This is a genomic window from Aeromicrobium sp. NPDC092404, from assembly GCF_040684095.1.
Lineage (GTDB): Bacteria > Actinomycetota > Actinomycetes > Propionibacteriales > Nocardioidaceae > Aeromicrobium.
Genome location: NZ_JBFBFI010000002.1, coordinates 380290 through 401282 on the forward strand (window position 1 = coordinate 380290; position 20993 = coordinate 401282).

Consider the following 20993-nt stretch of genomic DNA (forward strand, 5'->3'; position numbering starts at 1 on the left):
CAGCTCAGCCTTGCGGCAGCGCGGCGGTGAACCGGTCCATGGCCTCCTGCGGAAGGGGCTGATCGAGGTTCGCCAGTCGAACCTGCCCCTGTGCGATGAGGCGACCGTCCTGGTCGACCGAATCGAGGTGCCAGAGCTGCTGGCTGCGACCGCGATGGATCGGGGTCGCGGTCGTCGTGATGGTGTCGCCGACCTTGGCCTGCCGCAGGAAGTCCGTCGAGTTGTTGGTGCCCACGACGATGCCCTTGTCGCCGAGCCAGATCTGACCGGCCACGCTGGCTGTCGACTCGTGCACCGCGCAGTAGGCGCCGCCGTGCGGGATGCCGAACGGCTGCAGGTGCTGCTCGCCGATCGTGAAGCGTACGACGACCTGATCGGCGTTCGCCGTCACGTGCTCGACGCCGAGCATGCCGTCCAGTCCGGGGATCTCAGTCATGTCGTCGAGCCTAGGTCAGTGGTAGGCGTGCATGACTGCGTGGCCCTTGCCGCGACCGATGAGCCAGCGGTTGACCGGCACCGTGACGACGAAGGCGACGGCCAGCGCGAACGCCAGGCTGGCCCAGAACAGCCAGCTGGCCAGCCCCGCCTCCATCGCTCCCGGCACGATCAGCAGCACCGCGTTGTCGACGATCTCCATGACCAGGATCGAGAGGGTGTCGGCAGCGAGGGCGACCTTGATGGCGCCACGCCACGACAAGCCCGCGCGAAGGACCGGGCGGACCGTCAGGGCGTAGCCGAAGAAGAACGCCAGGACGACGGCGAGGGCGATCGTGCTGCCGTCGCTCATGCCCAGGGCGGTGCCGATGACGATGCCCAGGACCTCGCCGATCGCGCAGCCGGTCAGGCAGTGGAGCGTCGCGGAGATCGCGCTCCGCGTCAGCTCGCGTCCGGAGACCGCCGTGTCGTGACGGTGGTGCTCGCTCATCATCGTCCTCTCGGCTCGAGCGGCTGGAAGCCGCGCAGCCGCAGGCTGTTGGACACCACGAACACCGAGGAGAGCGCCATCGCGGCGCCGGCCAGCATGGGGTTGAGCAGCCCGGCGGCGGCCAGCGGGATGCCGACGACGTTGTAGGCGAAGGCCCAGAACAGGTTGCCCTTGATCGTGCCGAGCGTGCGCCGGGCGAGCCGGATCGCGTCCGGCACGGCCCGCAGGTCGCCGCGCACCAAGGTGAGGTCGGCCGCCTGGATCGCCGCGTCGGTGCCGGTGCCCATCGCCAGCCCGAGGTCGGACTGCGCCAGTGCCGCGGCGTCGTTGACGCCGTCGCCGACCATGGCGACGGTGCGACCCTCGGCCTGCAGACCACGGATGACGTCGACCTTGCCACCGGGCCGCACCTCCGCATGGACCTCGTCGATGCCGACGGCCGCGGCGACCGCGGCGGCGGCGCGCTGGTTGTCACCCGTCAGCAGCACCGGGCTGAGCCCCAGCCGGCGCATCTGGCGGACCGCGTCGGCACTCGACTCCTTGATCGTGTCCGAGACGACCAGGAGGCCGCGGACCGCACCGTCCCAGCCGACGACGACCGGCGTACGCCCGTGCGCCTCGGCGTCGGCCTTGGGCTCTGCGAGGTCGCCGAGCGGTTGCGACCAGTCCGCGAGGAACGCCTCGCGGCCGACCACCACCGCGTGACCGTCGACAACCCCCTGCACACCGAGTCCTTCGGTGCTGCTGAAGCCCTCGACCGGTGGCAGCTGGCCGAGCTCGGCACGGGCGGCGTCGGCGATCGCGCGGGCGATGGGGTGCTCCGAGGCGTCCTCGAGGGCGCCGGCGATGCGGAGCACGGTCGACCGGTCCTCGCCCTCGGCGACGATCACGTCGTGCAACGCCATCTGCCCCGTGGTGACGGTGCCGGTCTTGTCGAGGACGACCGTGTCGACCCGACGGGTCGACTCCAGGACCTCGGGTCCCTTGATGAGGATGCCGAGCTGGGCGCCGCGACCCGTGCCCACCATGAGTGCCGTCGGCGTGGCCAGGCCGAGCGCGCACGGGCACGCGATGATCAGCACCGCGACGGCCGCAGTGAACGCCGCGGACGCCCCCTCGCCGGTGCCGAGCCAGAACCCGAGCGTGCCGACCGCCAGGGCGATCACGATCGGGACGAAGATGCCCGAGATCGAGTCGGCGAGCCGCTGGGCCTGCGCCTTGCCACTCTGGGCGTCCTCGACCATCCGAGCCATCTGAGCCAGCTGTGTCTCCGCGCCGACCCGGGCCGCACGGACGGTCAGCCGGCCGCTCGTGTTGACCGTGCCGCCGACGACGTCGTCCCCCGGCACGACCTCGACGGGCACCGGCTCACCGGTGATCATCGATGCGTCGACCGCCGACGTCCCGCCCTCGACCACTCCGTCGGTCGCGATCTTCTCGCCGGGGCGCACGACGAACACGTCGCCGACGCGCAGCTCGTCCGTCGGCACGCGGACCTCGACGCCGTCACGGACGACCGAGACCTCCTTGGCACCCAGCGCGAGCAACGCACGCAGGGCCGCGCCCGCGCGGCGCTTGGACCGCGCCTCGAACCAGCGTCCGGCCAGGATGAACGTCGTCACGCCGGCCGCGGCCTCGAGGTAGATGTTGCCGCTGCCGTCCATGCGAGAGATCGTCAGCTCGAACGGGTGCTTCATGCCGGGCTCGCCGGCCGTGCCCCAGAACAGCGCGTAGATCGACCAACCGAACGCCGCGAGGGTGCCGACCGAGATCAGGGTGTCCATCGTGGCGGCACCGTGCCGCAGGTTGGTCCAGGCAGCGACGTGGAACGGCAGGGCGCCCCACACCACGACCGGCGCGGCCAGGGTCAAGGACAGCCACTGCCAGCTCGTGACCTGCAGCGCCGGGATCATCGCCATCGCGACGACCGGGATCGTGAGGACGAGCGAGATGAGGAGCCGGTCGCGTAGCGGCCGGGACGGATCGGCCTCGACCTCGTCCTCAGGCTGCTCCGACTGCGGTGGTGAGGGCAGCTCGGCCGAGTAGCCGGCCTTCTCGACCTCGGCGATCAGCACCGCAGGGTCGATCGGACCAGCAGCGTCGACCCGGGCCTTCTCCGTCGCGTAGTTGACCGAGGCGGTCACCCCGTCGAGCTTGTTGAGCCGCTTCTCGATGCGCATCGCGCACGACGCGCAGGTCATGCCGCCGATCGTCAGGTCGATGCGATCGGTCGTGGGCTCGTGGTCGGTGATGGCCATGTCAGTGCTCGTGCTCCGCGTCGTCGTGGTCTGCGTCGTCGTCGTCCGCGGCTTCCGGCTCCGGCGTGCCCTTCACCTGGCCTGCCTCGACGGTGAACTCGGCAGTCCGGACGACTCCCTCGTGCTTGAAGTCGAGGTAGAGCCGGTAGCGGCCTGCCGATGGGAAGTCGGTGTGGAACGTGATGCCGGGACCGGCTTTCGTCGTGCCGTCGCCGGGCTCGCCGTCCGGGTGCACGTGCAGGTAGGCCAGGTCGCCCTCGCGCAGCGCGACGAGGTGGCCGTACGCCGCCAGGTAGGGCTGCAGGTCGGTGACCGGGGTGCCCTGCCTGGCGACCTTCAGGGTCAGCTTCGAGGACGCGCCGACCTCGGCCGCGCCGTCGAGGGTGACGGTGTAGTCGCCGACCGTGCTCTCGGTCGACGGTGCCGGGAGCCTCTTGGGCGTCACGTCTCCGGCGACCGTGAGGTCGGCGCCCAGCGTGAGCTGCGCATCCTTGCCGGCCGGGTCGAAGTCGGCGAACGTACGCCACTGGCCCGCATCGAGGGCGAGCTCCGCGGTCCAGGTCCCCTGCTCGTCCATCGTCGGGTGGACGTGCTGGAAGCCCGACAGGTCGCGCTTGGCGACGATGAAGTGCAGCCGCTTGTCGTGCAGCGTCGCGTACTCCGTCAGGGGATCACCGTCGGGTCCGAGGATCCGGAACGTGACGACGGCCCGGTCGTCGGGCTGCTGCTGGGGCTCGTCGAGCACCAGGCGATAGCCGTCCTGGGCGACCTGCAGCCCGCCGGGGAGCTGGTCGGCCGCGGCCGACGTGCTGGGCATGTCGTGCGTGCCCTCCCCCGTGCCGTGCTCCATCGCGGCCGGTTCATCGTCGACCGGGCCGACGGCGTTGCCGACGGCGATCGCCGCGGCGAACACGACGCACAGGCCGCCCGCGAAGATGCCGACCTTCGTCAACGAGCTCATGCGAGCTGGTAGCCGGCCTCGACGACTGCGGCGCGTACGGCGTCGTCGGCGACGGGCTCGGCCTCGGTGGTCACGGACAGCGAGCCGGTCTCGAGGTCGACGCTGAGGTCGTTGACGCCGGGGATGGCGCCGACCTCCTCGCTGACCGAGCGGACGCAGTGCTCGCAGGTCATGCCGACGACGGTGTAGGTGCTGGTGGTCATGGGACTTCCTCTCGTGGTGAGGGTGTTCGGGTCAGCTGCGGACGAGGCGGGCGATCGCGTCGGACGCCTCGCGGATCTTGGCGTCGGACTCGGCACCGCCGGCGCGGGCCGCGTCGACGACGCAGTGGCTCAGATGGTCGTCGAGCAGGCCGAGCGAGACGGACTGGAGCGCCTTGGTCATCGCCGAGACCTGGGTCAGGATGTCGATGCAGTACTGGTCCTCCTCGACCATGCGCTGCAGGCCACGGGCCTGTCCCTCGATGCGGCGCAGCCGCTTGAGGTAGTCGGCCTTCTTGTCGTCGTAGCCGCGTGCTTCGTGGTCGTGCGCCATCGGAACTCCTCGTCTCCTACCCCCGGGGGGTATCTGATCACTCGACAACATATACCCCTAGGGGGTACCAATCAAGTTCTGGCTCACCATGCATGTCCCGTACGACACCGGGTACGTCTGTCATGTCGGCACGTTGAGCAGACAGCTGCACGACGAAAAGATGCCCCGCCCCGAATCAGTCGGGGCGGGGCATCTTCGTCCAGGTACGGCTACGAGTGGCTCAGACGCTGTTCTCGCGCACGGCGACCCGCTGGGCCAGCCCGTCGAGCCACGTGTTGAGGTGCCGGCGGTACCACCCGCGGCCGGCCCACTTCTCCGGGTCGGCGAAACCGGGGATCGCGTGGTCGGGCAGGTCGGCACGGTCCGCGATCGCCTCGAGGCGCCTGGCCTCGATCGACTGGGTCAGCACGAGGGTGCGGATGAACTCGACGGCGGCGGTGGCGTCGACGACGTCGAGACCCTGACGCTGCAAGGACTCGACGTGCGGGGTCAGCATCTCGACGAACCCGGGTGAGACGTTGGTCGAGCGCAGTGCCGTGATGTCGTAGCCGGGATAGCGGGCGCACGTCGCCCACAAGGTCTCGCCGAGCTGCTCGAGGTGCTCGCGCCACGGCAGGTCCGCCGCCGGCCACGATGCCGAGCGCGCGATGCGGTCCATGACCTGGACGACGAGGTGCTCGCGATCCGTGAAGTAGCGGTAGAGCCCGGAGTGCACGACACCCAGCCTGGCGGCGACCGAAGGCATGCTGAACGTGTCGAGTCCTTCGGCCAGCACGGCGTCGATGATCTGGTCGTCGGTCAGCGTCCGTGGCCGACCCGGCTTCGCACTCATCCTCCAAGGCTACGCCGCCCCGTCGGGACCGCTCGATGAACTCAGGCCTGCAGCTGCGCGATCAGCTCGAGCTCGTCCTCCCGGCTCAGTCCCGCTCGTCGTTCGCGGCCCAGCCCACGCTCGCGCTCGTCCGCCAACGTCGCGTCGATCGTCTCGGACAGCGACCGTCGCTCGAGGCCGTGGGCCAGCGCTCGCGTGTCGTCCATCAGCCCCATGCCGTGGTGGCTCCTCGGCAACCACAGCGGCAGCGACCGCGGCCCCATCCACTCCTCGACCCCGCGCTCACGCAGCCAGGACTCGTCGGCGACCACCTGCTCGCCGGCGAACCCGGCGACCGCAGCCGACAGCGCGACGAGCTCGCCGACCGTCGTGGCCTCGCCGACTCCGTGCACCGTGCCGGTGGTGCCGGACTCCGCCGCTGCCACGATCCAGGCCGCGAGGTCACGGACGTCGATGACCTGCATCGGCTGGTCCGCGACACCCGGCACGAGCACCGGCCCGTCGTCCGCGAGCGCGAACCGCGCGACATAGTGCCCGAGCCGGTCCGAGCGGTCCCCCCGACCACCGATGAGCCCCGCTCGCACGATCAAGTGCCGGCCCAGACGTCGTACGGCCTGCTCGCACGCGACCTTGCCCTCGCCGTACTGATCGGGTCCCGCGACGTCACCGTCGAGCGGTTCGAGCACCGGTGAGTCCTCGGTCAGCGGGCCGCTCTGGTCGGCGTACACCGAGCCCGTCGAGACGAGCGTCCAGTGCCCCGTGGTCGGGCCGAGGACGTCGACCGCGGACCGCACCTGGCCGGGCTGGCGCGACACGTCGATCACCTGGTCCCAGTCCCGGCCGCGGACCTCGTCGTACGCGCGCGGGTCGTCGCGGTCCGCGCGGACCCAGCGCACGCCGTCGGGCGGGTCGCCGGACTCGCCTCGCGCCAGGCACGTCACCTCGTGCCCTCGCGCGACCGCGGTCCGCGCGACCTCCCCGCCGACCCACGAGGTGCCACCCAGGACGAGGACGGAGCTCATGGCCTCAATGAACCATGCCCACGCCGGCGGCGACAGGGCTGTTCACTCCCGGCAGAACGTACGCTCGACGGGTGCCGTTGACCCTGAGCCACCCTGCACTGGTGCTGCCGCTTCGCCGCCTGGGGCTGCCCATGACGTCGCTGGTGATCGGCAGCATGGTGCTCGACATCCCGCTCTACCTCGGGTCGCGCCGCGGCTACGAGATCGCGCACAGCCCGATCGGCATCCCGACCGTCGACGTGATCGGCACCCTGCTCGTGCTGTGGATCTGGTTCACGGTGCTGCGCGACCCGCTGGCCGACCTCGCCCCGGGACCCATCAGGAGTCGCCTGGCTCCGCGTGCCCGCCTGACCCGCCGGCAGTGGTGGCTCGCCCCGGTCGGCGGGCTCATCGGCGCGACCCTCCACGTCACCTGGGACTCGTTCACCCACGACCACACCTGGGGCTATCGCCACGTCGCGTGGCTGCGGGCCGACCACCTCGGCGTGGCCGGGCTCCGATGGGCCCAGTACGCCTCGGCCGTCGGCGGACTCGTCGTCATCGCGGCATACGCGTTCGCACACCTGCGCCGGCAGCCGGTCGTCCGCGAGCCACGGCCGGATCGGTTGCTGCCGCTCCTCACGTTGCCCGCCGTGATCGTCGCCGGCGCCGTCGCCGCACTCGCCGCGGCCCTGCCCAAGGCGTCGGTCGGACTGCACTCGATGGCGTTCCACGGCGCCGTCGGTGCCGTCGTCACCCTCGCCCTCGGCATCCTGCTCGTCTGCACGGCCTGGCAGGTGCGCCGCTTTCGCCGGGAGGAGTCTGTGGGCGAGGCATAGCATTCAGGACATGGCCTCCGCACACGTCCTCACCGTCACCGGCTCCGTCACCTTCCGTGAGCGCGTCGCCGTCCCGCCCGGTGCCGTCGCGACGATCAAGCTCGTCGACACCGAGGGCGAGGTGCTGGCCGCGACCGCGACCGAGGCGCCGGGCGTCCCGGCCGAGTTCGCCCTGCACGTCGACCCGAGCCTGGTCAACGATCCCAGCGCCCTGCTGATCTGGGCCATGCTCCGGACGGACGCCGGGGTGTGGGGCACCACCGAGCTCGTGCCGGTCGAGGGCGACGCCACGGCAGTGCTGCTGACCAAGATCGAGGAATGATGCGCTCCGGTCCCACCATCACGCACCTGGCCGACGACGAGATCGGCACCGGTCCGCCGATCCTCGGCCGCATCGCCCACATGCTCCGGCCCTACCGGACCAAGATGGCGTACGTCGCGGTCGCCGTCCTCGTGTCGGCCGCGTTGGCCTCGGTCGCACCGTTCTTCACCAAAGCGGTGTTCGACGAGGCACTGTTCCCCACGGACGGGAGCGGGGTCGACCTCGGCCTGCTGGGTTGGCTGGTCGGGGCGCTGTGCGCGATCCCCGTCGTGACCGCGTTGATCGGCATCGTGCAGAACTGGCTGACCTCCACGATCGGCAACTCCGCGATGGCCGACCTGCGCAGCGACCTGTTCGCCCACCTGCAGAAGATGGAGCTGGCGTTCTTCACGGCGACCAAGACGGGGGCGATCCAGTCTCGGCTCGCCAACGACGTGGCCGGTGTGCGGACCGTGCTCACCGACACCGCGACCTCGATCCTGCAGAACAGCGTCACGGTGTCGGCCGCGTTCATCGCCATGGTCATCCTGTCGTGGCAGCTGACGGTGCTGACGTTGATTGTGATGCCGCTCTTCGTCTGGATCCAGCTGCAGGTCGGCAAGCGCCGCCAGCGGCTGGCCCGCAAGACGCAGGAGTCGCTCTCGGAGATGACCGCCATCACCGAGGAGGCCCTCAGCGTCTCCGGCATCCTGCTGTCCAAGGTGTTCAACCGCGCCGACTCCGAGGTCGAGCGCTACCGCGAGGCCAACCGCAACCAGACCCGGCTGCAGGTCGAGCAGGCCATGACGGGCCGCGCGTTCTTCGCGACGGTACAGACGTTCTTCGCCATCACCCCGGCGCTCATCTATCTCGTCGCCGGCTACATGCTCCAGGGCGGCACGTCGCTGACCGCCGGCACGCTCGTCGCGTTCACGACCCTGCAGGCGCGCCTGCAGATGCCGCTGCTGCAGCTCATGCGCGTCTCGCTCGACGTGCAGACGTCGCTCGCGCTGTTCCGCCGCCTGTTCGAGTACCTCGACCTCGAGCCGGCCATCACCGAGCGGCCGGGAGCGGTGGCACTCGACCCCGAGGACGTGCAGGGCCGGATCGAGTTTCGCGACGTGCGCTTCCGCTACCCCGAGCCGCGCAGCCTGTCGGGCAGTGCGGGGGGTGACCGGTTCGGCGAGAGCGGCGTGCGGATCGAGCGCGCGACGCCGGCGCCCGAGCAGGGCTGGGCCCTCGACGGGGTCTCGTTGCGGGTCGAGCCCGGCCAGCTGGCGGCGATCGTCGGCCCATCGGGCTCGGGCAAGACCACCATGACCTATCTCATCCCCCGGTTCTACGACGTCAGCTCCGGCGCCGTGCTGATCGACGGGACCGACGTGCGCGACCTGACGATGGGATCGGTGGCCGAGGCGGTCGGCATGGTCACGCAGGAGCCCTACCTGTTCCACGGCACGATCCGCGACAACATCGCGTACGCCAAGCCCGACGCCACCGCCGACGAGATCGAGCAGGCGGCACGCGACGCCAACATCCACGACCGCATCCTGTCGTTCGCCGACGGCTACGAGACGATCACCGGCGAGCGCGGCTACCGGCTCAGCGGCGGCGAGAAGCAGCGGCTCGCGATCGCCCGCGTGCTGCTCATGGACCCGCGCATCCTGATCCTCGACGAGGCGACCTCGGCGCTCGACACCGAGACCGAGCGGCTGGTGCAGGATGCCCTCGAGCGGGCGACCCACAACCGTACGACGATCGCGATCGCTCACCGGCTCTCGACGATCCACAACGCCGACGTGATCTTCGGGCTCGAGGACGGCCGGCTCGTCGAGCAGGGCACCCACGACGAGCTGTTGGCCCTCGGCGGCCTGTACTCCCGCCTGTACGTCGAGCAGTTCGGGTCGGGGCAGATCGAGGCCCGGTTCACCGACGGCGTCCGCTTCAGCAGCGGCGAGACCTACTGCGACAAGCCGGGCGCCGACGACCGCCGAGCCGACGTCTCGTTCTAGCGCCGGGGCGCCCTAGAGGTCCTGCCGAATGGCTCGCCGATGCGCGACGTATCGAAGGTCCGCCATGGTCTCCTCGAGCTCGACTGACTTCTGCATGCCGTCGGTCGTGTAGGTCACGGACGTGAACCTGCCGTCGGAGCAGGTCTGCGCACTGATCGTCATCGCCTGCCCGTCGTTCAGCGGGAGGTATCTGATCACCTCGTTGCTGCCGTCCTGGCCGTCCTCGAGCTTGGCGAGCGTCACGAAGAGGTCGCACGCCTGGTCCGGCAGAAGCGCCTTGTCGTCCAGAAGCTTTCTGCCCTCGTCGAGCTTCGCGCGATCCGCCGCGCTCAGCTTCACCTGGGGCAACTTCTCGAGCTGGTCCAGAGCAGCGGGAAGAACGTCCGCCCACGTGGTGGACGCCATCGAGATGACTCTGATGTTGGCCTTCCGGGACGCCCACCCACATTGATTCTCGCGTGGTCCGAGATTTCCCTCGGCAGGCATCTCTCGGTCGATGGCCGTTCCGTCGATCGTCTCCCTGTCGACGCGGTTCAACAGCTGGCACGCCGCGCGGGTCGGTTCACCTTCATTCACGGTGCCCCCATCGACGCAACCCGTGAGGGTTCCGGCCAGAACGAGAGCGATGCCCCCGAGAATCAATCGCATCGGGCCACTTTAGGCGTCAGCGTGCTGCGAGGGCTCGGGTCTGGGCAGCGGCCAGGGCTTTCGTGACCGCCGCGTCGGTGGCCTTGGTCTTCTTCAGGCCGGGAACCGAGTAGATCAACGAGGTCATCTCGCCGGCGGTGCACATCTGCGCGGAGATGCCGGCCTCGGCCTCGCTGATCGGCACCGCGGTGATGGTCGTGGTGGCGCCGGGCTTGGCGCCGCCGAGCTCGGCCAGCGTCGTGAACGCGTCGCAGGCCTGGTCGCCGCTGAAGGACGACGCCTTCGACAGCAGCTTCTTGGCGCGGGCGAGCTCCTTCTTGTCGGTTGCCGAGGTGAGGTCGCCCGACTGCTCCAGCTGCGCCACCACCTGCGGCAGGGTCTTCGCCCACTCCTCGGCAGGCAGGGTCGTCACCTGGACCAGCGCCGAGGCGGCCTGCCAGCGGCACTGGGTGCTGCGATCGGTGCCACTCGTGGCGACGACCTCGTCGATGGCCGAGCCCACGAGTCGCTTGCGGTCTGCCGCTGTGAGGAACGAGCAGGCCGGCTCCTTCGGGTCGAGCGAGGGCTGTGCCGTCGCCGACGCGCTCGGTGTCGGGTCGCCGGCCTCCGAGTCGCCGCCACCACCGCAGGCAGCGAGCATCAGCCCGGCGGCCAGGACCGCGGCCGCCGCTCGGCGGGTCACAGGGCGATGCCGACGTACTTGGTCTCGAGGTACTCCTCGATGCCCTCGGCCCCACCCTCGCGACCGAACCCGGATGCCTTCACCCCGCCGAACGGGGCCGCGGGGTTGGAGACGATGCCCTGGTTGAGCCCGACCATGCCGGTCTCGAGCCCCTCGTAGACGCGGACGGCGCGCGAGAGGTCCGATGTGAAGGCGTACGCCACGAGGCCGTACTCGGTGTCGTTGGCCATCCGCAGCGCGTCCGCCTCGTCGGAGAACGTGAAGATGGGGGCGACGGGGCCGAAGATCTCCTCCTTGGCGAGGCGGGCGTCGAGAGGTACGTCCGACAGCACGGTGGGCGAGTAGTAGTAGCCCTCGCCATCGGGCGCCGAGCCCCCGGTGAGGACCGTCGCACCCTTGTCGACCGCGTCGTCGACGAGCTCGGCGACCTTGTCGCGCTGGTCAGCCTCGACCAGCGGTCCGACGTCGATGCCGTCCTCGGTGCCGCGGCCGACCGACAGCGCCTGCATCTTCTCGCTGAGCCTGGCCCCGAACTCCTCGGCGACCGACTCGTGCACGATGAACCGGTTGGCGGCGGTGCACGCCTCGCCGATGTTGCGCATCTTGGCGAGCATCGCGCCCTCGACGGCCTTGTCGAGGTCGGCGTCCTCGAACACCAGGAACGGCGCGTTGCCGCCGAGCTCCATCGACACGCGCAGCAGACCTTCAGCGCTCTGCTCGACCAGGGAGCGGCCGACCTCGGTCGATCCGGTGAAGGTCAGCTTGCGCAGCCGCGGGTCACGGATCAGCGGCTCCATGACCTTGCCGGTGCTCTTGGTCGTCACGATGTTGAGCACGCCGGCGGGCAGACCCGCCTCGGTGAGGATGTCGCCGAGGCGCAGCATCGACAGCGGCGTCAGGGCGGCCGGCTTGACCACCATGGTGCAGCCCGCGGCGATCGCGGGGCCGATCTTGCGGGTGCCCATCGCCAGGGGGAAGTTCCACGGCGTGATCATCAGGCACGGACCGACCGGCTGCTTGAGGGTCAGGAGCCGGGTGGCTCCGTTGGGCGCGACCGAGTAGCGACCGGCGATCCGCACGGACTCCTCGGAGAACCAGCGGAAGAACTCCGAGCCGTACGCGATCTCGGCCTTCGCCTCCTTGATCGGCTTGCCCATCTCGAGGGTCATCAGCAGGGCGAGCTCGTCGGCGCGCTCGGTGATGATCTCGTACGCCCGGCGCAGGATCTCGCCACGATCGCGAGGCGCCGTGGCGGCCCATTCGGCCTGGGCCGCGACGGCCGCATCGAGGGCCGCCTTTCCATCGGCGACGCTCGCGTCCGCCACCTCGACCAGGGTCCGGCCGTTGGACGGGTCCTCGACCGCGAACGTCCCGCCGCCCTCGGCATCGCGCCAGTCGCCACCGATGAACAGCTGCGGGCGTACGGCGGCGACGACTTCCTTCTCGCGTGACTCAGTCATGTCCTCAGCGTAGGACGGCGATCCAGAGCGCGCTCAGGCCCGGCGCCGACGAGGCAGCTGGCGCACCCGCACGACGACGAACACGCAGATGACCACGAGCACCGCGCCGATCACGAGCTTCTGGAACAGCGAGGCGTACGGCTCGACGTCGTCCCAGTTCTCGCCGAGGCGATAGCCGGCAACGACGAAGATCGAGTTCCAGATCGCGCTACCGGCGGCGGTCAGCAGGAAGAACGCCGTGAAGCTCATGCGCTCGACCCCTGCCGGGATCGAGATCAGGCTGCGGAAGATCGGCACCATGCGGCCGAAGAAGACCGCCTTGCCACCATGCTTGGCGAACCACGCCTCCGTGCGCTCGAGGTCGCTCACCTTGAGCAGTGGCGTCTTGTCGAAGATCCACACCGCCCGCTCACGGCCGAAGATCGCGCCCAGCCAGTAGAGGACGCACGCGCCGAACACCGAGCCGACGGTCGTGGCGATGAGGGCGCCGGCCAGCGAGAACGTGCCCTGGCTCGCCGCGAAGCCGGCCAGGGGCAGGATGATCTCGCTGGGGATCGGCGGGAAGAAGTTGTCGAGCGAGACCGCCAGCGCCGCGCCGAACAGGCCGAGGTCGTCCATCAGCTGCACGGTCCAGCCCGCGAGCCCGGAGTCGGGCGCGTTGGCCGTCTCCTGCGCGAGAGCGGTCAGTAGGGTCACGGGCACGAGCGTATCCGTCAGGCTCAATCCCCTCGCGGCGGTCGGCTCCCTCGCTCAGCCGAAGAAGTCGCCGGCGGCTGCTCCGGGGGGCTCGGCGTCGCGGGCCATCGGGGTGAAGCGTGAGTAGTGGCCCTGGAAGCTGACGGCGACCTTGTTGACCGGACCGGAGCGGTTCTTGGCGATGATGATGTCGGCCTCACCGGGGCGCTCGGACTCGCCGGCCCCGTGGGCGTCAGGGCGGTTGAGCAGCAGCACGATGTCGGCGTCCTGCTCGATCGAGCCGGACTCACGGAGGTCGGACAGCTGCGGGGTCTTGTCGGTGCGCTGCTCGGAGCCACGGTTGAGCTGGCTGATCGCGACCACCGGGAGCTCGAGCTCCTTAGCCAGCAGCTTGATCTGTCGGGAGAACTCCGAGACCTCGACCTGACGGTTCTCGACCCGCTTGCCTGACGTCATGAGCTGCAGGTAGTCGATCACGATCATGCCGAGGCCGTACTGCTTCTTGATGCGGCGTGCCTTGGAGCGGATCTCGGGCATCGTCATGTTGGGGCTGTCGTCGATCACGATCGGCGCGCTCTGGACGCGCGGCATCGCCTTGCTGATGGCGTCCCAGTCGCGCTGGTGCATGCCACCGCCGCGCATGTGCGAGATGCTGACGCGGGCCTCGGCCGAGAGCATGCGCATGGCGATCTCGGCGCCGGTCATCTCCAACGAGAAGATCGCGGTGGGAATGCCGTGCCGGATCGAGGCCGACCGGCAGAAGTCGAGTCCGAGCGTCGACTTGCCGACACCGGGCCGGGCGGCGACGACGATCATCTGGCCGGACCGGAAGCCGGTCGTGAGCTTGTCGAGATCGGGGAAGCCCGACGGCACACCGGTCATCTGACCGTCGCGGCCCTGGATCTCCTCGATCTCGTCGATCGTGAGGCTCATGAGCTCGGCCACGGACTGGTAGTCCTCGGCCTGGCTCGTGCCGTCGACGTCGAGGACCTCGGCCTGGGCCCGGTCGACGATCTCGGCGACCTCGCCCTGTCCGGCCTGGCCGAGCTGGGCGATGCGCTGACCGACCTCGACGAGGCGTCGCAGCACGGCCTTCTCGCGGACGATGTCGGCGTAGAAGTCGACGTTGGACGCGATCGGCACGCCGGCGACCAACGTGTGGAGATAGGGCGCTCCGCCGATGCGACCGACCTCGCCGCGACGCTGCAGCTCGGCAGCCACGGTGATGGCGTCAGCCGGCTCGCCGCGGTTGGCGAGGTCGACGATCGTGTCGAAGATCAGCTCGTGAGCCGGCCGGTAGAAGTCGCGGCCCTGGAGGATGTCGGAGGCGGGATCGATGGCCTGCTTGCTGATGAGCATCGCCCCGAGCACGCTCTGCTCGGCGGCCAGGTCCTGCGGCGGAACACGTCCGGAGCCGGGGTCCTCACTGGGCCCTGGTGCAGCCTCGTAGAGGTCCGTCACGCTCACAGAACTGTCCCCTTTCGCCTCGAGCTTCACGGTAGTGGCCGGCACTGTCAGATCCCCGGAGGATGGTGCCGACCCGTCACAGTAGGCCTCCTCGGGGCGCAATCACAGACAGCGCCACACAGGGGGTGTGCGCAACCGTCGAGATGCTGTGGAAAACGCCGAGAACCATGTGCACAGTCCGTGGACGAAGGTGTGGACAACATCAGCCGGGCCCGCGTCGCCAAGTCCCTGACCTGCGCAAACGTACGTACACGCGTGTGGAGACAAAATAGTTTCGGCCCCGTCGTCGTCCACGGACCCCTGTTCATACACTTGTCGACAAACCCCGTCACTTCGTCCCCACGACACCATCCCGTCACGTCGAGGAAGGCCTGTCATGCGCCGCTGGCTCGACGTCGACCGGCAGATCTTCCGGGTCGCCGTCCCGGCGTTCTTCGCCCTCATCACCGAGCCGCTCATGCTGCTCGCGGACACCGCGATCATCGGGCACCTCGGCACCCCGGAGCTGGGTGGCCTGGCCGCCGCCTCGGTGGCTCTCGGCACGGTCGTCGGCCTGTGCGTGTTCCTGGCGTACGGCAGCACCGCGATCGTGTCGCGCCACCACGGCGCGGGTGACGAGCGTACGGCGCTCGGCCTGGCCATCAGCAGCCTGTGGCTCGCCGCCGGCCTCGGCGCCGGCCTGGGGATGCTCGTCGCGGGCGTCAGCAACCCGCTGGCCGACGTGCTGTCGAGCTCGGGCCGAGTGGCCGGGTTCGCCCACGACTACCTGCTCATCTCGGCCCTCGCCCTTCCGGCGATGCTGCTGATCCTGGCTGCCACCGGTGCCATGCGCGGCGTGCTCGATCTCCGCACCCCACTGATCGCGATGGTCGCCGCCAACGTCCTCAACATCGTGCTCAACCTGACCTTCGTCTACGGCTTCGACTGGGGCGTGCGTGGCGCTGCGGCCGGCACGGTCGTGGCGCAGTGGTTCGGCGCCGTGTGGCTCGTGACCGTCCTGGTCCGCCGCGCCGGCCGCGCGAAGGCGCCGACCCGGCCGCGTACCGGCGAGATCATCGAGGCGGCACGCGTGGGCGTCCCCCTCCTCGTCCGCACCGCGACACTGCGAGCCTCTCTTCTGCTGGCGACCGTCGTCGCCGCGGGCCTCGGCGACGTCCCTTTGGCGGCCAACCAGGTCGCGGCGGCGATCGTCACGTTCCTCGCGTTCGGGCTCGACGCCATCGCCATCGCCGGACAGACGCTGACCGGACGCACCTTGGGCGCCGGCGACGCGGCCGGCACTCGCGCCCTCACCAACCGGATGATCGGCTGGGGTGTGGTCACCGGGGTCGCCGCGGCGGTGCTGCTGGCTGCCGGCGCCCCGTGGCTCCCACAGCTCTTCAGCTCCGATCCGGCCGTCCAGGACGCGCTCGTGCCGGCCCTCCTGGTCGTGGCCGCGATCCAGCCGCTGTCCGGCGTCGTCTTCGTCCTCGACGGGGTCCTGATCGGCGCGGGAGACGGGCGCTACCTGGCCTGGGCAGGTCTGCTGGTCCTCGCGGTGTACGCCCCGCTGGTGCTCGCAGTGGGCTGGACGGACGCGGGGTTCACCTGGCTGTGGGTCGCGTATGGCGGATTCATGGCAGCCCGCCTCGTGACGCTGTGGCGGCGGCAGACGGGCAGTGCCTGGATGGTGCTGGGCGCCAGTCGTTCGGCAGACTGAGCTCATGATCACCGAGGAGCACGCGCCCGGCCGCCTGGTCGACATCCACGGGGAGGGCCGCGCAGGAGTCGTCCTGCTGTGGCACGGCCGTGGCGCCAACTCCCGCAGCGTGGTCGCCGACCTGGCCCACGAGATGACCGAGCACGGGGTACGCGTCGTCGTGCCCGACTGGGACTCGACAGCACCTGACGGCGGCCGCGCGGACCTGCTCGACTCGCTCGCCAGGGCTCGGGACGAGGCCACCGGCCTGGGCCGTGACCCGGACGAGGTCGTGGTGGTCGGCTGGTCTCTCGGCGGGACGGCCACCCTCGGCCTGGTCATGCAGGCGCCGGAGCTGGGCGTCGCGATCCGCGCCGCGGTGCTGCTCTCACCCGGGGACGGACCCCGAGCCCTGGACCCGTTCACCGGCGCGCCGCTGCCCGACCCGTTCCCGGAGGCACCGCACGCCGGGCCGGTGCACGTCGTCAGCGCCACCCGCGACGACATCGCCACACCCGAGCTCGTCCGCGGGCTCGCCAACCGGTTGCGGGCTGCAGGCTGGCCCGTGACGTGGACCGATGTCGACGCCGACCACGGCTCGGTCGCGATGTCGCGCTACGACGCAGCGAACGACCGCTTCGTACGGGCCGAGGACGACTCGACCGTCGCCGTGGGCCGACAGGTGGCGGAGCTCGTCGCTACTGCTTGTCGGTGAAGCCGACGACCGTCCAGTCGGGCTGCTCGAACTGGGCGGCCCCGTAGTTGACCAAGCCCTTGCGGACGCCCATCGCGATCGGGGTCACCGCGAGCGGCACGACCGTCGGCTTGTCGAAGACCCACTCGTCGAGCTTCGCGACGCGCCTGAGCCTCAGCTCGTCGTCGAGGGTCTGCGTCGTGACGTCCCACCCCTTGCCGAACCGGTCCTCGCTCACCCCGGTGTAGTTCTGGGGCGAGTCGACCGGGTGGAACAGGGGCTCGGCGGCCGCGATCGGGAACGGTGAGCCGCGGCGGACGAACGTCACGATGTCGAAGTCGAGCGGGATGACGTACTGGTTGAAGAACCGATCGGCCGGGACGCTCTTGACGCGCACGTCGATGCCGACCGCGCGGAGGTCGCGCGAGATCCGCGACGCGCGCTGCCGGTTGGCGGGCGTGTTGGACGGCACCGGCATCGTCAGGGTCAACCGCTTGTTCTTGCGGATGCGGGTGCCGTCGGACCCTTCCTTCCAGCCGGCCTCGGTGAGCAGGGACTCGGCCTTGGCGCGGTCGAACGCGATCCGGTCGGACGAGTCGACGTAGCCCTGCTGGCCGGGCACGAGCATGACACTGCCCAGCGGGGTCGCCGACGCCCCGAGGGCCGACGCGGACTGCTGGGCGATCGTCTCGCGGTTGATCGCATGCGCGACGGCGCGACGTACGTCGGGGTCCTCGAGCGGGCCACGACCGCCGTTGAGGGTGATCTGCGACCACTCGACGCCGGAGGCGCGCTGGATCGAGCCGGCCTCGGCCTGCTCGGCGATCCGGTAGCTGGAGGCCTCGAGGTCGACGGCGTCGAGGTCACCGGCGACGAACGCCTTGGCGAGCACGGTCGGCGTCGCGACCTGGAAGGTGATCTTCGACAGCTTGGGCTTCTGGCCCCACCACCGCGGGTTGCGCTTCTGGACGACGGTGCCCTTGCGGGTGTCGATCGACGAGACCAGGAACGGCCCGTTGGAGGAGATGGCGCGGGTGCGGAACGCGTCGTTGAACAGCTTGGGCGACTCGGAGACGTTGGCGGCGAGCCGGGGGTAGATGTAGTTCGGCCACTCGGCGTTGGGCTCGTCGAAGGTCACCGTGTAGTCGAACTTCGTCTTGCCCTGCTCGACCGACTCGATGTCGTCGAAGCCCTCGGTCGACGCGACCTCGTAGTCGTCGTCGGAGCCGTTGAGCGCCTTCCAGTAGGCGATCATGTCGGCCGCCGTGATCGAGGTGCCGCCCTGCCAGACCGCCCGCGGGTTGAGGCGCACCGAGATCTTCAACGGGTCGGTGTCGGCGACCTCGATCGACTCCGCGTAGTCGTGGTCGATCTGCCAGCCACCGTCCGGCGTGATGCGGACGGCCCCGCCGACCGTGGGGGCGAGGATCCGGGCGGCGTCGCTGTTGACGGCGTCGGGGTGATGGGGATTGAAGTTGCGCGGGAGAGCCGTCGTGCCGAGGCGAAGCGTGCCGCCGTCGGCGACCTTGCCGCGGCCGGCCGGAGTCCACGACGTGTTCTTCAGGGCCGTGTCGGCGGTGCTGCCGGTCGGCGACGGCTTGTCGTCGTCGGGCACCAACGAACAACCGGCGAGCACGAGGCTCCCGGCGAGGAGGAAGGACGCGGCGGGGGCCGCGAGAATACGCATGGTCGATGTCGTCGACCACCCGTGGCGGGTCAGGGAACCCCCGACCTGACCCGCCAGAGGTGGACTACTTGGAGGCGACCACGTTGAGCTTGACCTGCGCGCTCACGTCGGGGTGGACGCGAACGGAGACCGTGTGGGCTCCGAGCGACTTGATCGGGTTGCCGACCTCGATGCGACGCTTGTCGACCTTGGCGCCGACGGCGCCGAGAGCCTCGGCGATGTCGGAGACCGTGACGGCGCCGAACAGACGGCCGCCGACGCCGGCGCGAACCGGGACGTTGACCGGGTTGGCCTCGAGGTTGCCCTTGATGCTCTGGGCCTCCTCGAGGTCGTGCACGGCGTGCGCGTCACGCGCGGCGCGGATCGACTCGACCTGCTTGGCAGCGCCCTTCGACCAACGGATGGCGAAGTTGCGCGGCAGCAGGAAGTTGCGGCCGTAGCCGTCCTTGACGTCGACGATGTCGCCGGGGGCTCCGAGGTTGGTGACCTCGTGGGTGAGGATGAGCTTCATCAGAACCTCCTTAGCGGCTGGTCGAGGTGTAGGGCAGCAGGGCCATCTCGCGGGCGTTCTTGATGGCCTTGGCGATGAGACGCTGCTCCTGGACGGAGACACCCGTCACCCGGCGCGCGCGGATCTTGCCGCGGTCCGAGATGAACTTGCGCAGCAGCGCGGTGTCCTTGTAATCGATTTCGGTGACCTTGGCCGCGGTGAGCGGGTTGCTCTTCTTCTTCGGCTTCCGGACTACTGGCTTTGCCATGTTGCTCCTGAACTTGATGCTGAGGTGTGTTTAGAAGGGGGGCTCGTCGGTCGTGCCGGCGTTGCCGCCCCAGGCGTCAGATCCACCCTGTGCTCCACCCTGTGCGGGCTGCGTCGACCACGGGTTGCTCTGTGCAGCCCCGCCGCCACCGGCGTTGCCGCCGCCCTGGCCGCCACCGAAGTCGCCGCCGCCGGAGCGGCTCGCCTTGGTGACCTTGGCCGTGGCGTAGCGCAGCGAGGGGCCGATCTCGTCGACGTTGATCTCGACGCTCGTGCCCTTCGACCCGTCCTGGCGCTCGAAGTTGCGGATGCGGAGGGCGCCCGTCACGATGACGCGCTGACCCTTCTGCAGCGACTCCGCGCAGTTCTCGGCCAGCTGACGCCATGCGGCGCAGCGGATGAACAGCGCATCGCCGTCCTTCCACTCGTTGGTCTGGCGATCGAACGTACGAGGCGTCGACGCAACGGTGAAGTTGGCGACCGCGGCGCCCGAAGGAGTGAACTTGAGCTCCGGGTCGTCGGTGAGGTTGCCGATGACGGTGATGACGGTTTCGCCTGCCATGACGCAGCCTTTCGAGTGTGGGGTGTCTGACTCCAGTGAACCGCAGTGGTGCGACACCTGCGAGGGTCGCGTGCGGTCCTTGTGGACATCGCTGTCCGTCGGGCCTTACTTCACGTCGGGACGGGTGACCTTCGTGCGCACGACCGACTCGTTGAGCGTGAGCTGGCGATCGAGCTCCTTGACCGTGGCCGGCTCCGCCTGGAGCTGGACGACGGCGTAGATGCCCTCGTTCTTCTTGTTGATCTCGTACGCGAGGCGGCGCTTGCCCCACACGTCGACGTTGTCGACGGAGCCGCCATCTTGGCGGACGACGTTGAGGTACGTGTCCAGGCTGGGGGCGACGGTACGTTCTTCGAGATCAGGATCAAGGATGATCATGACTTCATACGGGCGCAATGACATTCAGTCTCCTTCGGACTAAACGGCTACGGGGCCTCCGTAGCAGGAGTGGGTTGCCAAACGGCAACCGGGGAAGTCTACGGGAACACCCGCGCGCGAGGCTAATCGTCCCGCGATCTCAGATGTTCCGCTTCCAGACGACCTCCTCGTGCAGCGCGCGGCTCCGCCAGCCGTCGGGCGTACGCGTCATGGTGTGGTGGTAGAGCCCGCCGATCTCGACGACCTTCTCGCCGCCGTTGCCGTCGTCCATCGTCATGGGGTTGTGGAAGTACGCCGTCACGTCCGCCTCGTCACCGCGGATCGTCACCTCCACCTGCCCGAGGGTGTGCATCAGCTTGCGGAAGAACGCCGGCAGCATCTCGGCGAGCCATGGCTTGACGTCGGGATAGGTCCCCGCGATCCCGCCGGACTCGGTGTAGTCGATCGCGGCGTCCGGCGTGAAGACGGTGTCGAGCCGGTCCCAGTCGAACGTGTCGACGGCGCGGGTGTAGCGGACGAGCACGTCGCCGATCTCGGCGCGGTCGCTGATCTCTTGAAGGTCCATGCCCAGCACTCTGGCAGAAAACAAGAACACGTTCTATATTTCGAGCAACCCCCTTC

At 69.7% G+C, this 20993-nt stretch carries 24 protein-coding genes; 5 read left to right on the plus strand and 19 right to left on the minus strand.

What is annotated here, in order from left to right:
• Positions 1–4 precede the first annotated feature (4 nt).
• The 8 genes from AB0N22_RS12245 to AB0N22_RS12280 form a co-directional block, all read right to left on the minus strand.
• Entirely contained in the window at positions 5–436 is a 432-nt protein-coding gene (locus AB0N22_RS12245; RefSeq protein WP_364640321.1) for a PaaI family thioesterase, read from the minus strand.
• Between the two features lie 15 nt (positions 437–451).
• Positions 452–925, minus strand: a complete 474-nt coding sequence (locus AB0N22_RS12250; protein ID WP_364640324.1) for a DUF4396 domain-containing protein — start codon at positions 923–925, stop codon at positions 452–454.
• Positions 925–3183 (minus strand): heavy metal translocating P-type ATPase, encoded by a 2259-nt coding sequence (locus tag AB0N22_RS12255; protein ID WP_364640327.1) that lies wholly within the window; start codon positions 3181–3183, stop codon positions 925–927. The genes AB0N22_RS12250 and AB0N22_RS12255 overlap by 1 nt, the downstream gene beginning before the upstream one ends.
• 1 nt (position 3184) lies before the next feature.
• The gene (locus AB0N22_RS12260) at positions 3185–4144 is read right to left on the minus strand and encodes a hypothetical protein (protein WP_364640330.1); all 960 of its coding nucleotides are present in this window, start codon (positions 4142–4144) and stop codon (positions 3185–3187) included.
• Positions 4141–4347 (minus strand): heavy-metal-associated domain-containing protein, encoded by a 207-nt coding sequence (locus AB0N22_RS12265; protein WP_364640333.1) that lies wholly within the window; start codon positions 4345–4347, stop codon positions 4141–4143. The genes AB0N22_RS12260 and AB0N22_RS12265 overlap by 4 nt, the downstream gene beginning before the upstream one ends.
• Before the next feature lie 31 nt (positions 4348–4378).
• Complete coding sequence (locus tag AB0N22_RS12270; RefSeq protein WP_304439348.1) at positions 4379–4678, minus strand: metal-sensitive transcriptional regulator; 300 nt, start codon at positions 4676–4678, stop codon at positions 4379–4381.
• 220 nt (positions 4679–4898) lie between these two features.
• The gene (locus AB0N22_RS12275; protein ID WP_364640336.1) at positions 4899–5510 is read right to left on the minus strand and encodes a TetR/AcrR family transcriptional regulator; all 612 of its coding nucleotides are present in this window, start codon (positions 5508–5510) and stop codon (positions 4899–4901) included.
• Positions 5511–5551: 41 nt separating this feature from the next.
• The gene (locus AB0N22_RS12280; protein ID WP_364640339.1) at positions 5552–6532 is read right to left on the minus strand and encodes an NAD-dependent epimerase/dehydratase family protein; all 981 of its coding nucleotides are present in this window, start codon (positions 6530–6532) and stop codon (positions 5552–5554) included.
• Positions 6533–6603: 71 nt separating this feature from the next.
• Here AB0N22_RS12280 and AB0N22_RS12285 point away from each other — a divergent pair, with 71 nt between their 5' ends.
• From AB0N22_RS12285 to AB0N22_RS12295, 3 genes are read left to right on the plus strand one after another with little or no spacing between them, the layout of a single operon-like run.
• Positions 6604–7350: a DUF4184 family protein gene (locus AB0N22_RS12285; protein ID WP_364640342.1), complete on the plus strand. Its 747-nt coding sequence runs from the start codon at positions 6604–6606 to the stop codon at positions 7348–7350.
• A 10-nt stretch (positions 7351–7360) separates the two neighbouring features.
• Positions 7361–7672, plus strand: a complete 312-nt coding sequence (locus AB0N22_RS12290; protein WP_364640344.1) for a YbaY family lipoprotein — start codon at positions 7361–7363, stop codon at positions 7670–7672.
• Positions 7669–9663: an ABC transporter ATP-binding protein gene (locus AB0N22_RS12295; RefSeq protein WP_364640347.1), complete on the plus strand. Its 1995-nt coding sequence runs from the start codon at positions 7669–7671 to the stop codon at positions 9661–9663. Before AB0N22_RS12290 ends, AB0N22_RS12295 begins: the two co-directional genes overlap by 4 nt.
• 12 nt (positions 9664–9675) lie before the next feature.
• On the opposite strand, the gene AB0N22_RS12300 is transcribed toward AB0N22_RS12295, so the two are convergent.
• The 5 genes from AB0N22_RS12300 to dnaB are packed head-to-tail and all read right to left on the minus strand — an operon-like array spanning position 9676 to position 14616.
• Positions 9676–10311: a hypothetical protein gene (locus AB0N22_RS12300; protein WP_364640350.1), complete on the minus strand. Its 636-nt coding sequence runs from the start codon at positions 10309–10311 to the stop codon at positions 9676–9678.
• 16 nt (positions 10312–10327) lie between these two features.
• Entirely contained in the window at positions 10328–10993 is a 666-nt protein-coding gene (locus AB0N22_RS12305) for a hypothetical protein (RefSeq protein ID WP_364640353.1), read from the minus strand.
• On the minus strand, positions 10990–12453 hold the full coding sequence (locus AB0N22_RS12310) for an NAD-dependent succinate-semialdehyde dehydrogenase (protein ID WP_364640356.1): 1464 nt from the start codon (positions 12451–12453) through the stop codon (positions 10990–10992). The genes AB0N22_RS12305 and AB0N22_RS12310 overlap by 4 nt, the downstream gene beginning before the upstream one ends.
• A gap of 33 nt (positions 12454–12486) precedes the next feature.
• Positions 12487–13149: a DedA family protein gene (locus AB0N22_RS12315; RefSeq protein WP_364640359.1), complete on the minus strand. Its 663-nt coding sequence runs from the start codon at positions 13147–13149 to the stop codon at positions 12487–12489.
• 54 nt (positions 13150–13203) lie between these two features.
• Positions 13204–14616 (minus strand): replicative DNA helicase, encoded by a 1413-nt coding sequence (gene dnaB, locus AB0N22_RS12320; protein WP_364640362.1) that lies wholly within the window; start codon positions 14614–14616, stop codon positions 13204–13206.
• Between the two features lie 376 nt (positions 14617–14992).
• Between dnaB and AB0N22_RS12325 the strand changes: the two genes are divergently transcribed.
• Positions 14993–16315, plus strand: coding sequence for an MATE family efflux transporter (locus AB0N22_RS12325; protein ID WP_364640365.1), 1323 nt, complete (start codon positions 14993–14995; stop codon positions 16313–16315).
• A gap of 4 nt (positions 16316–16319) precedes the next feature.
• A complete protein-coding gene (locus AB0N22_RS12330; RefSeq protein WP_364640368.1) occupies positions 16320–17009 on the plus strand; it encodes an alpha/beta fold hydrolase in 690 nt (229 codons plus the stop codon).
• Here AB0N22_RS12330 and AB0N22_RS12335 read toward each other — a convergent pair.
• The 6 genes from AB0N22_RS12335 to AB0N22_RS12360 all read right to left on the minus strand — a co-directional run bounded on the left by AB0N22_RS12335 (position 16993) and on the right by AB0N22_RS12360 (position 20937).
• On the minus strand, positions 16993–18675 hold the full coding sequence (locus AB0N22_RS12335) for an ABC transporter family substrate-binding protein (protein WP_364640371.1): 1683 nt from the start codon (positions 18673–18675) through the stop codon (positions 16993–16995). The two genes, AB0N22_RS12330 and AB0N22_RS12335, sit on opposite strands and share 17 nt — an antisense overlap.
• A gap of 64 nt (positions 18676–18739) precedes the next feature.
• Complete coding sequence (gene rplI, locus AB0N22_RS12340; RefSeq protein ID WP_364640374.1) at positions 18740–19186, minus strand: 50S ribosomal protein L9; 447 nt, start codon at positions 19184–19186, stop codon at positions 18740–18742.
• Positions 19187–19196: 10 nt separating this feature from the next.
• Positions 19197–19433, minus strand: coding sequence for a 30S ribosomal protein S18 (gene rpsR / locus AB0N22_RS12345; RefSeq protein WP_056400519.1), 237 nt, complete (start codon positions 19431–19433; stop codon positions 19197–19199).
• A 30-nt stretch (positions 19434–19463) separates the two neighbouring features.
• On the minus strand, positions 19464–19994 hold the full coding sequence (locus AB0N22_RS12350; protein ID WP_364640378.1) for a single-stranded DNA-binding protein: 531 nt from the start codon (positions 19992–19994) through the stop codon (positions 19464–19466).
• Between the two features lie 105 nt (positions 19995–20099).
• On the minus strand, positions 20100–20390 hold the full coding sequence (gene rpsF / locus AB0N22_RS12355; RefSeq protein ID WP_056215410.1) for a 30S ribosomal protein S6: 291 nt from the start codon (positions 20388–20390) through the stop codon (positions 20100–20102).
• Positions 20391–20511: 121 nt separating this feature from the next.
• Positions 20512–20937 carry a nuclear transport factor 2 family protein gene (locus AB0N22_RS12360; RefSeq protein WP_364640381.1) on the minus strand — a complete coding sequence of 142 codons (426 nt, stop codon included), beginning with the start codon at positions 20935–20937 and terminating at the stop codon, positions 20512–20514.
• Between the last annotated feature and the right edge of the window lie 56 nt (positions 20938–20993).

Bases quoted from the DNA above. Each gene is read 5' to 3' on its own strand.
- AB0N22_RS12295 (WP_364640347.1), top strand. From the start codon at position 7,669: ATGATGCGCTCCGGTCCCACCATCACGCACCTGGCCGACGACGAGATC.
- AB0N22_RS12290 (WP_364640344.1), top strand. From the start codon at position 7,361: ATGGCCTCCGCACACGTCCTCACCGTCACCGGCTCCGTCACCTTCCGT.
- AB0N22_RS12310 (WP_364640356.1), bottom strand. From the start codon at position 12,453: ATGACTGAGTCACGCGAGAAGGAAGTCGTCGCCGCCGTACGCCCGCAG.
- AB0N22_RS12265 (WP_364640333.1), bottom strand. From the start codon at position 4,347: ATGACCACCAGCACCTACACCGTCGTCGGCATGACCTGCGAGCACTGC.
- AB0N22_RS12360 (WP_364640381.1), bottom strand. From the start codon at position 20,937: ATGGACCTTCAAGAGATCAGCGACCGCGCCGAGATCGGCGACGTGCTC.
- AB0N22_RS12280 (WP_364640339.1), bottom strand. From the start codon at position 6,532: ATGAGCTCCGTCCTCGTCCTGGGTGGCACCTCGTGGGTCGGCGGGGAG.
- AB0N22_RS12245 (WP_364640321.1), bottom strand. From the start codon at position 436: ATGACTGAGATCCCCGGACTGGACGGCATGCTCGGCGTCGAGCACGTG.
- AB0N22_RS12335 (WP_364640371.1), bottom strand. From the start codon at position 18,675: ATGCGTATTCTCGCGGCCCCCGCCGCGTCCTTCCTCCTCGCCGGGAGC.
- AB0N22_RS12255 (WP_364640327.1), bottom strand. From the start codon at position 3,183: ATGGCCATCACCGACCACGAGCCCACGACCGATCGCATCGACCTGACG.
- rpsR (WP_056400519.1), bottom strand. From the start codon at position 19,433: ATGGCAAAGCCAGTAGTCCGGAAGCCGAAGAAGAAGAGCAACCCGCTC.
- AB0N22_RS12270 (WP_304439348.1), bottom strand. From the start codon at position 4,678: ATGGCGCACGACCACGAAGCACGCGGCTACGACGACAAGAAGGCCGAC.
- AB0N22_RS12330 (WP_364640368.1), top strand. From the start codon at position 16,320: ATGATCACCGAGGAGCACGCGCCCGGCCGCCTGGTCGACATCCACGGG.
- AB0N22_RS12275 (WP_364640336.1), bottom strand. From the start codon at position 5,510: ATGAGTGCGAAGCCGGGTCGGCCACGGACGCTGACCGACGACCAGATC.
- AB0N22_RS12260 (WP_364640330.1), bottom strand. From the start codon at position 4,144: ATGAGCTCGTTGACGAAGGTCGGCATCTTCGCGGGCGGCCTGTGCGTC.
- AB0N22_RS12350 (WP_364640378.1), bottom strand. From the start codon at position 19,994: ATGGCAGGCGAAACCGTCATCACCGTCATCGGCAACCTCACCGACGAC.
- AB0N22_RS12250 (WP_364640324.1), bottom strand. From the start codon at position 925: ATGAGCGAGCACCACCGTCACGACACGGCGGTCTCCGGACGCGAGCTG.
- rplI (WP_364640374.1), bottom strand. From the start codon at position 19,186: ATGAAGCTCATCCTCACCCACGAGGTCACCAACCTCGGAGCCCCCGGC.
- AB0N22_RS12300 (WP_364640350.1), bottom strand. From the start codon at position 10,311: ATGCGATTGATTCTCGGGGGCATCGCTCTCGTTCTGGCCGGAACCCTC.
- AB0N22_RS12325 (WP_364640365.1), top strand. From the start codon at position 14,993: ATGCGCCGCTGGCTCGACGTCGACCGGCAGATCTTCCGGGTCGCCGTC.